The following is a 14,110-nucleotide window of genomic DNA, read 5'->3' on the forward strand; positions in this document are numbered from 1 at the left end:
CTAACGTCTGAATTTATTCTCTAATTTCTACCCAAATGGAACCCGCACTTTATCTTTTGCCCGTCACTCTGGGCGATACGTCCATAGACACGGTATTGCCGTCTTATAATAGAGAGGTGATATCGGGAATCCGTCATTTTATAGTGGAGGATGTGCGTTCTGCGCGCCGCTTTCTGAAAAAAGCGGATAAGGAAACGGATATTGATGCATTGAAGTTCTATACGCTGAACAAGCACACATCTCCCGAAGAGATATCCGGTTATCTGAAACCGTTGATAGAAGGGCAGCCGATGGGAGTAATTTCTGAAGCCGGTTGTCCGGCTGTGGCCGATCCCGGTGCCGATGTAGTAGCCATTGCCCAACGCAAAAACCTGAGAGTGGTTCCGTTGGTAGGGCCTTCTTCCATTATCCTGTCTGTCATGGCTTCCGGATTCAACGGACAAAGTTTTGCCTTTCACGGCTATCTTCCCATAGAGCCGGCGGAGCGCGCCAAAAAAATAAAGGCGTTGGAACATAGAATATACAATGAACATCAGACGCAACTCTTCATCGAAACGCCCTACCGTAACAACAAGATGATAGAGGACATCCTTCATAATTGCCGCCCGCAAACCAAACTCTGTATTGCGGCAAACATTACTTGCGAGGGGGAATATATCAAAACCAAAACCGTGAAGGAATGGCAGGGCCGCACTCCCGACCTGTCTAAGATTCCTTGTATTTTTCTCTTGTATAGATAATATCTTTCAGGTTTTCGTATTCATGTTCCAAGCAACTGCCGAAGAAGTTCTGTCCCATATTATCTTCCATTTGCCGGAGTGTCCATAATTTCCCGCCTTTGAAGTTGTCATTGCATAGGATGGAATCGTCTTTCAAATCGAGTGTAAAGAGATAGACCAGCCGGTTGGTCGTTTCGTTTTCAAAGTGATATACGAAGTTGAAACGCAACTCTTCCGCCGGGGCAGAGGGTAATGTTTCCTTCAGTATCCTCTTTGCCCCTTCCTCCAAGGTTTCTTTGTAAATCAGATAACCTTCCAGCAATAAATCTGTTTTACCTCTTTCGAAAGCGCAGCATTGATGGCGAGGCAGGAGAAACAGCATGCCGTTTGACATGACGGCAATCCGGACGACCGGGTTGATATAATTGTTTTTCCGGCTTACGGCATCCGAAGCCAATGCTTTCCCGATGACATCTCCCCGCATGTTGACTATCGGGAAAAAGACCTCATTCCTCATAAGTGAGTTAAAATAGAGAATGCCGAACTGGTTGAACAGGATACCCAGAATAAATACGAGAAGCGGAGCCACGTTGAACAGCAAATGCCGGGTGGCATTTCCCAAAGGACGACTTACCAGCATGGCGCACAGAATAATCAGGAAATGCAGAAGAGCGATGAGGAGAATGACCCGTGCAGACACGACGGTAGCCTCCGCTCCCTGCATAAAAACCGGTTTGCAGCACTTCTGTGCTTGCTCCGTTTGATGCCGCAGAAAGCGTTTCCGGTTGAAGTATATGATGAGCGGCGGTATGACGACGCAAATCTCCAATGTGAGGGGGAACATGGAGCGGGGGCAATAATGGGGGATGAGCAGTGTGGTTATTGCCAGCAATAGGAGCATTGCGGTGCTGCTGTACAGTATGATTTGCGGAATCTTATAGTCTTTTTTCCGCAAGGCAAGCATGCTGAGAACGACACCTATCCCCGCACCTATATAGATGGCACCCTCTTGTGTCATAATTTCGCATAACACAAAGGTTATTATGACAGGTATGAATCCCAGCGACAGGTTGAATTTGTATGATAGAATTTTTTGACTCCTCATTCGTTGTATGATTTCTTTCTCTTCTTTACATCATAACAACCGAGCGTATCAAATGTTTCTTCCTTCATTCTTTTTTTGTGCGGGGCAGATGTGCTTCTCCGCATGATAGGAAGAACGCACTAAAGGCGCGCTTTCCACCTGACGGAATCCTTTCTTCAGTCCGATTTCTTTGTAAAGGGCAAATTGTTCGGGCGTGATATATGCCGCTACCGGATAATGCTTGTGCGTGGGTTGCAGGTATTGCCCTATGGTCAGTATGTGGCAACCCGCTCCTATCAGGTCGTCCATCAGTTCCTCCACCTCTTCCGGGGTCTCGCCCAAACCTACCATGATGCCCGATTTGGTTGTGGTGCCGCTTCCGGCTATTTGCCGCAGCACTTCAAGACTGGTTTCGTATTTGGCTGCGCTGCGCACCAACGGACTGATGCGGCGCACGGTTTCCATGTTGTGCGAAATGATTTCCGGACGTTCGTTGATGACTTGCTCAACAAGTTCCTTTCGTCCCTGAAAGTCCGGAATCAATACTTCCACGGTTGTCTTGGGGTTGAGGCGTTTGATTTCCCTGATGGTGCGTGCCCAATGCGATGCCCCCAGATCGGGGAGGTCGTCACGGTCTACGGAAGTGACTACCGCATGCGCGAGTTTCATCAAGGCAATGGATTCTGCCACATGCGTAGGCTCTTCGGCATCCGGCGGCAGGGGCTTTCCGGTTTGTGTGTTGCAGAACTTGCAACTGCGCGTGCATATATTCCCTCCGATCATGAAAGTGGCAGTGCCTTTTCCCCAGCATTCGCCCATGTTGGGGCAACGGCCGCTGCTGCAAATCGTATGCAGGCAGTGCGATTCGACGATGCGTTTGGTCTCGGCATATCGCTCGTTGGCGGCGATGCTTATTTTGAGCCATTCAGGCTTGCGTACTCTTTCCGGCATATCCTTATTCGTATCGGTATCAGAGGTTGTTTTTGAAAAAGTCGGTCAGCCGCGTGTACAGGTGAAGCCGTGTGTTTCCTCCGTAAATGCCGTGATTGCGGTTGGTGTAGATCTGCATGTCGAATTGCTTGCCCAGTTGCACCAACTCTTCGGCATATTCCGCACAGTTCTGGAAGTGTACGTTGTCGTCGGCCATGCCATGCACCAGCAACAGCCGGCCGTGCAGCTTGTCGGCGCGGGTAAAGGCCGAGCCGGCTTTGTAGCCTTCGGCGTTCTCTTTCGGAGTGCGCATGAAACGTTCGCCGTAGATGGTGTCGTAATAGTTCCAGTCGGTCACGGCGGCCACGGCTGCTCCGGCTTTGAACACCGGTGTTCCTTCGCTCATGCTCATAATGGTCATGTATCCTCCATAACTCCATCCCCAAATGCCGATGCGGTTTTTGTCCACATAGGGTTGGCTGCCCATGTAGAGGGCCGTTTCCACTTGGTCTTTGGCTTCCTTGACTCCCAAGTTCAAGTAGGTGCACTTGGTGAAGTCGGCACCCCGTCCGTCGGTGCCCCGTCCGTCTACACACACCACGATATAGCCTTGCGATGCCATGTAGGTTTCCCAACTGACGCTGAACCTGTCTGTTACTTGTTGCGAACCGGGACCGCTATACTGGTACATCAGTACCGGATATTTCTTCCCGGCAGAGAAGCCGGTCGGTTTCATCATCCAGCCGTTCAGTGCGGTGCCGTCGGTGGTCCGGAAGGTAAAGAACTCTTTCCGTGGCATGTCATAATTGGCAATCTCCTGTTTCAAGGCGGCGTTGTCCATGAGGGTGGCGAGTGTCTTGCCCGTGTTGTCGTTCAGGGTGATGACGGTAGGTGTGTCCAGTGCGGAGTAACGGTTCATGTAGTACTTCATGTTGGCGCTGAACTGAGCGCTGTTTGTTCCGCTTTGTGCCGATAACTTTATTTTTTTCCCTTTCCGGTCTGTTTTATAGATTGCAGTGCGCATCGGGCTTTCTTCGTTGCTGCTGAAGTAGAAGCTGCCCTCTTCGGCATCGTAGCCCAGAAACTTGCGTACCTCATACTCTCCGGAGGTTACTTGCTTCAGCAGGTTGCCGCCTATGCTGTACCAGTATAGGTGCTTGTAGCCGCTTTTTTCGCTTACGAAGCTGAAGTTCTCCGGATAGAAAACGATGTTGTCGAATACGTCTTCGCTGATGTACGTATCGCTTTCGTCTCGCAGGGCTAATTTGGCTACGGTGCTGCGCGGGTTGGCAAAGTACATGTCGAACCGGTTCTGATGGCGGTTCAGGGTCATGATGGCAAGTTTGTCAGGATCTTTCGTGAAGCGTATGCGCGGAATATATCCGTCGGCCTCTACGGGTACGTTTATTTTGCGGGTCACCTTCGATTTGATGTCGAAGGTATGTACCGATACTTTGGAGTTGGCCTCACCTGTTTTGGGATATTTATACGCATATTCTCCCGGATACTTTGCGAACGGGGCGAGGCGGGGCCACTGTCCGGCAAAGAGCTGCATGGAGTAGGAGGGCACTTCCCTCTCGTCCCAGCGGATAAAGGCCAGCATCTGATTGTCGGCGCTGAACTCCAAGGCACGGTCGAAGGCGAACTCCTCTTCATACACCCAGTCGGGAATGCCGTTCAGAACTTCGTTCTGCTTGCCGTCCTCCGTCACTTGGCTTTCGCTGTTGCCGTAAAGCAGTTTCACGAGGAAGATGTTGTTGTTGCGCACAAAAGCCACTTGGTTACCGTCCGGCGAGAACACCGGCACTTGTTGCGGGCCTCCGTCCGAAAGCCTTTCCACTATGTTGTTTATCCGTCCGTCGAGGTTGCGCTTCAGGCTGTAGATGTAGTGCACTGCCGTATAGGAATGGCGATAGATGGGGGTTTTTTCCGTAGCGATAAGCAGTTTGCTGCCGTCGGGAGCAAAGCTGTAGCTGTCGAAGCTTTTGAAAGGGCATTCGCGTGCGGTGGCGGCGTCGAACAACACTTCCACCTGCTTTCCCGTTTTGAAAGAGTATTTTATGATTTGCGTTCTGTCGGCATTCATCTGCGAGTAATGTTCGCCGTCGCCCGGAATGGGGATGACGCCTGAAATGTTCTTGGGCGTGAATTTGCCCGATACGATTTCTTTCAGGTCAAGCGCTTTGCCGTTTTGGGCAAGGCTTGCCAATGTGCAGAGGCAGAAAAGGAGGAGACAGCAGATTTTTTTCATATCCATCAATATAACGTAAATTCGGTATAATAAAATTATTTTTCTGAATATTAGCGACATAGCGATACCATTCGCAGGCTTATGGCATTGAACCATGCCATTTAAGCGATTACCGCAATGTTTTCAGCGGCTAAAGTTACGAAGATTTATTGTATGGCGAATGACTTTTTACCTGAAAAACTAACTAATAGCCATCTTCAACGTTGCTCTTGAATGATTACCCAATGTCCTGCACTTGTATTTCCCTCGCGAATCAATACACCCACCTTTTGCATGGCTGCAAGGTCTCTCTTAACTGTCCTCTCGGATAGTGAGAGAACCAGTGACAATTCTTTCACGGAGATACGTGGATTGTTTTCAATCATTTTGCTGATTTCTCTTTGTCTGTCAGATAGTTGCTCTCGTGACAAACTGGTGACGTCACTCGTGACATTGCTGGTGACGTCACTACCGATAATTTTCTTTCCGCTTGCGACGTCATAGCCACGCTTAAATGTTACAAGTGTACCACCGCAATCAGATTTGACCGTGGGTATAGGCAGCCCTACTTTCTTGAATCCGTCACGGATTTTGGAATAGCCACGTCCCCATGTGTCGATAAAACCTGCCTTGAACATCGTATCGGCAATGTTCCGATTGCGAGGCTTGGATGAATGCTTGCCGTAAAGCACACTCTCGTCATATCCTTCCGGCAGTGTGCCCTCGTTCCATATCTCCACATGGTCATCATATACACGCATCTGTATGTCAGGCCCTGTGTAATCCTTATGGGCGATGCTATTATATAGTATTTCTCGCAAAGCCTCTATCGGGACTTCCAATTCCTCGATACGAAGCATGCCCTCAAAGCGTATAGGCGAAGCCAGATATTTTGCTTTCAACACTTCTACTACGCGGTCAGCCATTTGGATTATGTTGCCTTCTATCACATCCTGTATCAACAAATCTGCTTCGTCAACACCAAAACGGCCAATTTTGAATCTTACACCGGTGAAGAATTTCAATGGATCTTTGCCAAAAAGCAAAAGTGTAGCATTCTTTAGATGCCCATCTTCATCCATCAGATGCAGGCTTGTCAATATATCTTCAGTTGAAGCATTGCGCTGGTCTTCAGGTATGCGGTCTGCTTCAATACCTCTGCGCAAGAAATATTCTATAGCCTTTCGGTCAATGTCATTCAGTGTTGCACGGTCATTCGTGATGTCATCCCATGAACGTCCCATCTTCTTTAAGATGAATTGCTGCAAGGCTGCGCCATTCAATTCCTGCAAAGTACTGCCGGAGCGATAGTAATACTTACCTTTGTAACTGATAGGCACGTTACTCGGGTCAATTGTTATCTCTATGTATTCTAATCCGTCCTGCTCATAGAGGTTTACATCTACCACCAGCCCCATGCTGTTAACAATCTTGTTGGGAATGTCTTCCATCAGTTTCGTGATGTTCTTCAGACCATATATTTCGAGATCATCATCCACTCCAAAATACATAACAGCTCCTTGTGCATTCGCAAAGCCGCAAATCCACTTTAGATATTCGTCTTGCCAGCTACGCTTGTATTCGACGTTCTGACATTCTTTTGCTGTTATCTTGCTCATATATATATTACGTGAAATCCGATATAATAATAAAATTATTCTTCTGAATATTAGCGACATAGCGATACCATTCGCAGGCTTATGGCATTGAACCATGCCATTTAAGCGATTACCGCAATGTTTTCAGCGGCTAAAGTTACGAAGATTTATTGTATGGCGAATGGTTTTCGGAAAGTTTCTCCACACTTCACCGTCCGTAAGCCCACACCTTAGCCTCGCTCCGCCCTCATGTTACGGTGCATAAAGTGTGGGCGCAGGCCTGCCTCCACCTTCTCCACCTCCAACTTTTTTGGGATGCACTTCACAATGAGGGGGGGATATGGGGGAGGTCTTTTCTATTCTTTTCTTCTCTTCTCTCGCGCGCGCGAGGGAAAAAGGACTGATAATTTGTTGATATATTGAGCGTTATGGTCTTTTGGGGTAGCTCATCGACTGCTTGCCAACTCCGAGCCGGCTCGGAGTTGGCAAGCAGTCGGCAGGCAGTCGCTCGTCGGTTCGTGCCGAGTTGTCGCACAAGGTCCGTACTATTTCGCTCCCCATAAAAACCGATTATGTGAAAGATACGCCATGCATTTCCAATCCCGAAGTCTTTCAAGAAAAGAAAAACATTTACCTCTTAGAGAGTTTTTCTCCTTGCTCCGGCTCGCTATATAGATGCCCTCATCCGGAACTATAGATGCAGCCTGCCGGAAATATAGATGTAGCACGGTAGATATATATACCAAACCCCGCCTACAGATATCTCTCGCAAGGAATGCTTTTTGATAATCACTCGGTATTAATTCTCAATAATGTGGTCTGTTTACCCTCTATTCTTAGCATCCTTCTACGATTCTGAATTATTTTCTTTTAAACAGCGATGCAAAGAAAGAAAACACGCCTTTTCGCTTTTTCTTTGGCTGTGCCTGACTTCTTATAGAGCTGAACCTATTTTTCGTATCGTCAAATCCGAAAATGACGCCGGCTTCTTTTTCTATTTTAGGAATAGCAACGAATTGCAGCTCTTTGTAATTCTCGATATTCTCGATTGGAACCCAGTCTTCTTGCTCGAAATCCCAATAAGTGACGTCGTCCAGCGTTTCTTCTTCGATATCCAGATCTGCCGATACGTCATACTGCCCGTCGGTACTTTTCATCAGAATATACGCTTCGACGAGTTCGTATGTCACGTTGTCGTAATTCAATACCGGTTTTTGCCAAGTTTCGTCTATTTTCTCATTCTCTTCTTCGTCCAAGGCAAATACCCAGATTGGATTTTCCTGCATATCTTGCAGGGTCACATCTTCCATGGGTTTGGGCTTCCCATAAGTCATTTCAATGGAATAAACATTGTCATAGCTTATTCCCTTTAAACCAAATGCTTTCATCTTTTGTTGCGTTTTTAGTCCTATAATAATGAGAGAATCCTTACATCCTTTAGTTCCAAAAAGATATTCCGACCGATTGATAAAATCATCAGATTCGGTAGAAAAACTTGAGAGCTTGTATGCGGGAGTTGCTCCGATAATTTCGTCGTAACTGCCGCAACATTCTCTTTTAGTTAAAAATTGAGTTTTACGGTGGATGTAATCCAATTTATAAATGTCATGCGGCATAAAAAAGTAGTATCCGATAGAGTCTGTAAGTGCTATAAAAGTAATATTGGGGTACTTGTTTTCATTGCAAAATTCTTTGAACTTCTCTGTAACAATACAATATCCGTCGTATGTGCACAATATATCGGCTCTTTTTTTTTCGACCTTGTAATGAACATCCGGTATTTTTTCTAATGTGTTATGACAGATCGGGCATGTGCCCGGTCTGTTTTCATTATCATACATGTATTCTATATCCGGCATAGATATAATTTTAGCTACCACGGTCTCCATTGTTTCATCATTTTATTGTTTCTGTAAAAATCTAATTTCTGCGGGTTGGATACAATAATACAAATATTCTTTTGCATGCTAACAGCATCGCGATGAATTTGTTTGAAGGAGTTGTAGAATATCTTTTACTTTTGCTTTTATTTCAGCTTCTGTAGTGTAAACTTTTGGAGTTATCTTATGATCTTCACTGAACTCTGAATATCATCCGGCTATTATACTTAATTCATCAAACCATATTTTTTTGTTTTGATCCGTTTCATCTCTATAGATGCCCATATCATACCATTCGTAGAATTTGTTGCAAAAGTCTATAGTACTGATTTTATCACAAAAGTATTGTTCTAAAAGATTAGGTATGAACATTTTCTTTGAGATTTGTATGGCTTTACTTTTTAATCTCTCTTTTAGTATCGTAACTTCATTGTAGTTGAGTTTTATTTCTGCAAATGAGACTAAGCTATTAGCTATTTTGGCTAATTGATTGAATAGCGACAACTCCGTCTCGTTTAAGTTTCCTGAGGTATTCCAATAATCGCTATAATAAATATAAGCAACATAATATTCGTCTGAAAAATCATTCTCATTTATTTCTCCCGCAATGAGTTTATGAATAAGTTTATAAATATCATCTTTGCAATAGCTACTCTCTTCCATTTTGTTCATTCCGGTTTGTGCTTATTATCATACATAATGCCCACATGCTTGAGTCAATTCAAAACTTGATGGACAGTTTTTTCTCCTAAAAGTAAAAGTAAATTTTCTAAAGCTTCTCCGAAACTCATGACCCCATCAATATATTCATCCCTACATTCGTCAACATAGTAGATTAATTCTATTTCTTTTTCTGAAAATTCTACTTCATCATCTAAAGCCAATGCCAATAATTTATTTGTAATGAATATGAAATTCGTGTCAGAAGATAAATCGTATAAACTCAAAAAGGGAAAGAATAAGTTACCCTGAATTTTCAGGTTAGTTATTTCTCTCTTATAAATTTCATCCATTAATATTTCTTGTATGCGTTCTTTCGTATGAGTCCATGATAATTCAATAATGAAATAATCATTTACATCTATTTCATTATTCAGAATATAATCATCAGTCCAAGAAGTTATGACAGAGATGTCTATAATGTTGTACTTAAGGGCGATATTAAACAAAACTATATTTTGATTGATTATTTTTTTCATAGTTACTTCTTTTACCATTTGTTTCCTCCTAATTTTCTTGCCTCTTTTGTATAATTATTTTGTCTTTATTCCATGTCGAGCCTTCCTGTGTTTCCATTCTGAATAATTCCATTATCGAATAAGGTTTCATATCCTTCCCCTTTATTTCCTAACAAATTACAGCCTTCTAATAAAGTATTATTGGAAAAATAAACGGTATCTCCAAATTGACAATCGAAGAAATTCAGAAAGCCATGGAATATATTTTCTTTCATTATGAACGGCTTTTTGTTATGTCCTCCGGCTTCGAAAGTTGCTTCTTGCAGAATAGTATTATTGGTAAATTCCAGTCCATTTATAAACCAACAATAGGAGAGTTGTACCTCTTTAATGATGCAATCACGAATAACTACTTCTGAGTGAAAGAGAAAAGCCGGTAGGTCAAGCGTATCAATAATGGAGTCCTTAATCGACAAACCAGAATGTAACTCAAAATTCAGCGTATTAATAATTACATCAGGTTCTCTTTTAAGATAATCCAAATCTACTGCTTCTATCTGTTTACCCTCTATTCTTAGCATCCTTCTACGATTCTGAATTATTTTCTTTTAAATAGCGATGCAAAGAAAGAAAACACGCCTTTTCGCTTTTTCTTTGGCTGTGCCTGACTTCTTACAGAGCTGAATTTATTTTTCGTATCGTCAAATCCGAAAATGACGCCGGCTTCTTTTTCTATTTTAGGAATAGCAACGAATTGCAGTTCTTTGTAATTCTCGATATTCTCGATTGGAACCCAGCCTTCTTGCTCGTAATCCCAATAAGTGACGTCGTCCAGCGTTTCCTCTTCGATATCCAGATTTGCCGATACGTCATACTGTCCGTCGGTACTTTTCATCAGGATATACGCTTCGACGAGTTCGTATGTCACGTTGTCGTAATTCAATACCGGTTTTTGCCAAGTTTCGTCTATCTCCTCGTTTTCTTCTTCATCCAAGGCAAATATCCAGATTGGATTTTTCTGCATGTCTTGCAGGGTCACATCTTCCATGGGTTTGGGTTTCCCATAAGTCATTTCAATGGAATAAACGTCTCTATAGATTATCCCTTTCAAGCCAAATGCTTTCATCTTTTGTTGCGTTTTTAGTCCTATAATAATGAGAGGATCCTTGCATCCTTTAGTTCCAAAAAGATATTCCGACCGGTTGATAAAATCATCAGATTCGGTAGAAAAACTTGAAAGTTTGTATGCGGGAGTTGCTCCGATAATTTCATCGTAACTGCCGCAACATTCTCTTTTATTCAGAAATTGAGTCTTACGGTGGATGTAATCCAATTTATAAATGTCATGCGGCATAAAAAAGTAGTATCCGATAGAGTCTGTAAGTGCTATAAAAGTAATATTGGGGTACTTGTTTTCATTGCAGAACTCTTTGAACTTCTCCGTAACAATACAATATCCATCGTATGTGCACAATATATCGGCTCTTTTTTTTTCGACCTTGTAATGAACATCCGGTATTTTTTCTAATGTGTTATGACAAATCGGGCATGTGCCCGGTCTGTTTTCATTATCATACATATATTCTATTTCCGGCATAAATATAATTTTAGCTACCACGGTCTCCATCGCTTCATCATTTTATTGTTTCTGTAAAAATCTAAATTTCTGCGGGTTGGATACAAAAATACATATATTCTTTTGAATGCTAACAGCATAGCAGTAAATTTGTTTGTGGTATAACCTTCAGCTGATTATCATCGAAGGTTTGCAGAAGCTAAAGTAACAGAGATTTTTTGGTTGATTGTCTTTTTCATATTTTGCTTTTAGTGATTATATAGTGTTTCCGTCGAAATATAAGATTTTAATTTGAATATTTCAATTTGTTCTTGATTTATTGTTTGTTGCAGGAGTTAAAAACGGCTCTTCCATTAAAGAAGAAGATTCGTCCGGTATTTGGGGTAACAACTTGATATGAGTTACCCCTTTTCGGGAAAAGTCATCGAATAGAAGTTGTTTCTGTCTTTCACAGAGGGTATGCACCTTTATCATTTTCTTGTTTTCTTCTTGTCTATAGCGAGCGTCTCCAAAAGAACATGATAAGAACATGATAAGAACATGATAAGAACATGGTAGGAACTTGGTTGGTGTGAAGGTAAGATGGCTGCTTCTTTTATGTGCTTCCAATCGTGTCAAACCGTTGAAAAGCTGAAATAAATTCAAAACAGATTCTTATCTTTGCGCATTATGGATAGAATGAATCTTTATAATGAATTTCCCTTGTTCCTGAAACGTTATTTCCCTTACAAGGTACAGAAAATATCGCTGAATGCCGGCTTCACATGCCCTAACAGAGACGGCAGCAAGGGCTATGGCGGCTGCACATATTGCAATAACCAGACTTTCAACCCCGATTATTGTCATACGGAGAAATCCGTCACGCAGCAGTTGGAAGAAGGAAAGCTGTTCTTTGCCCACAAGTATCCGGAAATGAAATATCTGGCCTATTTTCAGGCTTATACCAATACGTATGGGGAACTGGAGAGCCTGAAACGTAAGTACGAGGAAGCCTTGTCGGTGGATGGAGTGGTGGGGTTGGTCATCGGCACACGCCCCGACTGCATGCCCGACAACCTGCTGCGCTATCTGGAGGAGATGAACCGGCATACTTTCCTCTTGGTGGAGTATGGCATAGAAAGCACCTGCAACGAAACCCTCGGGCGCATCCGTCGCGGGCATACCTTCGAGGCTGCCGCAGATGCGGTGGAGCGAACCGCCTCGTGCGGCATCCTTACCGGCGGGCACGTCATCCTCGGACTGCCGGGAGAGACGCCGGCCGACATTGTGGCGCAGGCCGGCACACTGTCGCGCCTGCCCCTCACCACGCTGAAAATGCACCAGTTGCAACTGATACGCGGCACCCGCATGGCATTGGAATATGAGCGACACCCCGAAGATTTCCATCTGTTCGATGTGGAAGAATACATCGCCCTTGTCATCGACTATATCGAACATTTGCGTCCCGACTTGGTGCTGGAACGTTTCGTATCGCAGTCGCCCAAGGAACTGCTCATCGCTCCCGATTGGGGATTGAAAAATTATGAATTCAACCACCGGCTGCAAAAAAGAATGAAAGAACTTGGAGCATATCAAGGCAAGAAGTATGAAATGTGAGAAAAAAGAACTACTTTTGTGGCATGTTTAAACGTGGAATCAATCTAAATAAATAAAAACAATGAACCCGAAAGCTGTGATAAAAGGAAAAATCCACTACGTGGGAGTAAACGACCGCAATAAACATTTATTTGAAGGCATGTGGCCGTTGCCGTATGGCGTTTCGTACAATTCTTACCTGATAGACGATGAAACGGTGGCATTGGTCGATACGGTGGACATCTGCTATTTCGAAGTCTATCTTCGTAAGATAAAGAGCATCATCGGCGAACGCCCCATACAGTATCTCATCATCAATCACATGGAACCCGACCATTCCGGTTCCATCCGCCTGATAAAGCAACATTATCCCGACATTGTCATCGTGGGCAACAAGCAGACTTTCGGCATGATCGAGGGATTTTACGGTGTGACGGGCGAGCAGTATTTGGTGAACGATGGCGATTATCTGGCTTTGGGACACCATAAGCTCCGTTTCTATATGACGCCGATGGTGCACTGGCCCGAAACGATGATGACCTTCGACGAAACGGAAGGCGTGCTGTTTTCCGGCGACGGATTCGGTTGTTTCGGCACGGTGGACGGCGGCTTCCTCGACACCCGCATCAATACCGACCGCTGTTGGGACGAGATGGTGCGCTACTATTCCAACATTGTGGGCAAATACGGCTCTCCGGTGCAGAAAGCCTTGACAAAACTGAGCAGCCTGCCCATCTCCACCATCTGTTCCACCCACGGGCCGGTGTGGACGGAAAACATCGGCAAAGTAGTGGGCATTTACGACAAGCTGAGCCGTTATGATGCCGACGAAGGTGTGGTCATTGCATACGGCTCCATGTACGGCAATACGGAACAGATGGCCGAAGCCATTGCAGCCGGGCTTTCCGCGCAGGGCATCCGTAACATCGTGATGCACAATGTGAGCAAGAGCGATCCGTCATACATCCTTGCCGATGTCTTCAAGTATCGGGGGCTCATCGTCGGCAGTCCTACTTATAGCAATCAGGTTTATCCGGAGGTAGAATCCCTGCTATCCAAAATCCTTGTACGCGAGGTTAAGGGACGTTATTTAGGCTACTTCGGCTCATTCTGTTGGGCGGGTGCTGCGGTGAAGCGTATGGCCGAGTTTGCCGAGAAGAGCAAGTTCGAGCTGGTGGGCGACCCTGTGGAGATGAAGCAAGCCATGAAAGACATCACCTACGAGCAATGCGAGCATCTGGCGCGCGCCATGGCCCAACGTCTTAAAAAAGACCGGAAATAAAGCCGGAAAGTTCCGATAAGCACGTGAAAAAATAAATTCAAACCGACTTCTAAATTGA

The 14,110-nt window shown here is 44.5% G+C and carries 11 protein-coding genes and 1 pseudogene; 3 read left to right on the top strand and 9 right to left on the bottom strand.

Going from position 1 to position 14,110, the window contains the following annotated elements; translation table 11 throughout:
* The first annotated feature begins 35 nt into the window (after window positions 1–35).
* Window positions 36–740, top strand: coding sequence for an SAM-dependent methyltransferase (locus EV202_RS10840; RefSeq protein ID WP_131927074.1), 705 nt, complete (start codon window positions 36–38; stop codon window positions 738–740).
* Here EV202_RS10840 and EV202_RS10845 read toward each other — a convergent pair.
* From EV202_RS10845 to EV202_RS10885, 9 genes and pseudogenes are all read right to left on the bottom strand, one after another.
* Window positions 706–1,824: a hypothetical protein gene (locus EV202_RS10845; protein WP_131927075.1), complete on the bottom strand. Its 1,119-nt coding sequence runs from the start codon at window positions 1,822–1,824 to the stop codon at window positions 706–708. The two genes, EV202_RS10840 and EV202_RS10845, sit on opposite strands and share 35 nt — an antisense overlap.
* Before the next feature lie 48 nt (window positions 1,825–1,872).
* Window positions 1,873–2,757, bottom strand: a pseudogene (gene lipA, locus EV202_RS10850) (lipoyl synthase); the annotation flags it as partial.
* Window positions 2,758–2,773: 16 nt separating this feature from the next.
* Window positions 2,774–4,984 (bottom strand): S9 family peptidase, encoded by a 2,211-nt coding sequence (locus EV202_RS10855; RefSeq protein WP_131927091.1) that lies wholly within the window; start codon window positions 4,982–4,984, stop codon window positions 2,774–2,776.
* A 197-nt stretch (window positions 4,985–5,181) separates the two neighbouring features.
* Window positions 5,182–6,582 (bottom strand): ATP-binding protein, encoded by a 1,401-nt coding sequence (locus tag EV202_RS10860; protein WP_131927076.1) that lies wholly within the window; start codon window positions 6,580–6,582, stop codon window positions 5,182–5,184.
* Between the two features lie 839 nt (window positions 6,583–7,421).
* A complete protein-coding gene (locus EV202_RS10865) occupies window positions 7,422–8,441 on the bottom strand; it encodes a hypothetical protein (protein WP_165899423.1) in 1,020 nt (339 codons plus the stop codon).
* Between the two features lie 210 nt (window positions 8,442–8,651).
* Window positions 8,652–9,113 carry a hypothetical protein gene (locus tag EV202_RS10870; protein WP_131927078.1) on the bottom strand — a complete coding sequence of 154 codons (462 nt, stop codon included), beginning with the start codon at window positions 9,111–9,113 and terminating at the stop codon, window positions 8,652–8,654.
* Window positions 9,114–9,157: 44 nt separating this feature from the next.
* Window positions 9,158–9,640 carry a hypothetical protein gene (locus tag EV202_RS10875; protein WP_131927079.1) on the bottom strand — a complete coding sequence of 161 codons (483 nt, stop codon included), beginning with the start codon at window positions 9,638–9,640 and terminating at the stop codon, window positions 9,158–9,160.
* Window positions 9,641–9,705: 65 nt separating this feature from the next.
* Window positions 9,706–10,200, bottom strand: a complete 495-nt coding sequence (locus EV202_RS10880) for a hypothetical protein (protein WP_131927080.1) — start codon at window positions 10,198–10,200, stop codon at window positions 9,706–9,708.
* 17 nt (window positions 10,201–10,217) lie between these two features.
* A complete protein-coding gene (locus EV202_RS10885) occupies window positions 10,218–10,745 on the bottom strand; it encodes a hypothetical protein (protein WP_131927081.1) in 528 nt (175 codons plus the stop codon).
* A 1,119-nt stretch (window positions 10,746–11,864) separates the two neighbouring features.
* Here EV202_RS10885 and EV202_RS10890 point away from each other — a divergent pair.
* Together EV202_RS10890 and EV202_RS10895 are read left to right on the top strand one after the other, a co-directional pair.
* Window positions 11,865–12,791, top strand: coding sequence for a TIGR01212 family radical SAM protein (locus EV202_RS10890; protein ID WP_131927082.1), 927 nt, complete (start codon window positions 11,865–11,867; stop codon window positions 12,789–12,791).
* Window positions 12,792–12,852: 61 nt separating this feature from the next.
* Window positions 12,853–14,052, top strand: coding sequence for an FprA family A-type flavoprotein (locus tag EV202_RS10895; RefSeq protein ID WP_131927083.1), 1,200 nt, complete (start codon window positions 12,853–12,855; stop codon window positions 14,050–14,052).
* Window positions 14,053–14,110 lie beyond the last annotated feature (58 nt).

Origin of the sequence: Prevotella heparinolytica (genome assembly GCF_004342845.1) — a bacterium.
Lineage (GTDB): Bacteria > Bacteroidota > Bacteroidia > Bacteroidales > Bacteroidaceae > Bacteroides > Bacteroides heparinolyticus.

What these genes read in the sequence shown, in the direction of transcription:
- EV202_RS10840 (WP_131927074.1), top strand. Translation starts at nt 36, where the DNA reads ATGGAACCCGCACTTTATCTTTTGCCCGTCACTCTGGGCGATACGTCC.
- EV202_RS10845 (WP_131927075.1), bottom strand. Translation starts at nt 1,824, where the DNA reads ATGAGGAGTCAAAAAATTCTATCATACAAATTCAACCTGTCGCTGGGA.
- EV202_RS10855 (WP_131927091.1), bottom strand. Translation starts at nt 4,984, where the DNA reads ATGAAAAAAATCTGCTGTCTCCTCCTTTTCTGCCTCTGCACATTGGCA.
- EV202_RS10860 (WP_131927076.1), bottom strand. Translation starts at nt 6,582, where the DNA reads ATGAGCAAGATAACAGCAAAAGAATGTCAGAACGTCGAATACAAGCGT.
- EV202_RS10870 (WP_131927078.1), bottom strand. Translation starts at nt 9,113, where the DNA reads ATGAACAAAATGGAAGAGAGTAGCTATTGCAAAGATGATATTTATAAA.
- EV202_RS10875 (WP_131927079.1), bottom strand. Translation starts at nt 9,640, where the DNA reads ATGAAAAAAATAATCAATCAAAATATAGTTTTGTTTAATATCGCCCTT.
- EV202_RS10880 (WP_131927080.1), bottom strand. Translation starts at nt 10,200, where the DNA reads ATGCTAAGAATAGAGGGTAAACAGATAGAAGCAGTAGATTTGGATTAT.
- EV202_RS10885 (WP_131927081.1), bottom strand. Translation starts at nt 10,745, where the DNA reads ATGAAAGCATTTGGCTTGAAAGGGATAATCTATAGAGACGTTTATTCC.
- EV202_RS10890 (WP_131927082.1), top strand. Translation starts at nt 11,865, where the DNA reads ATGGATAGAATGAATCTTTATAATGAATTTCCCTTGTTCCTGAAACGT.
- EV202_RS10895 (WP_131927083.1), top strand. Translation starts at nt 12,853, where the DNA reads ATGAACCCGAAAGCTGTGATAAAAGGAAAAATCCACTACGTGGGAGTA.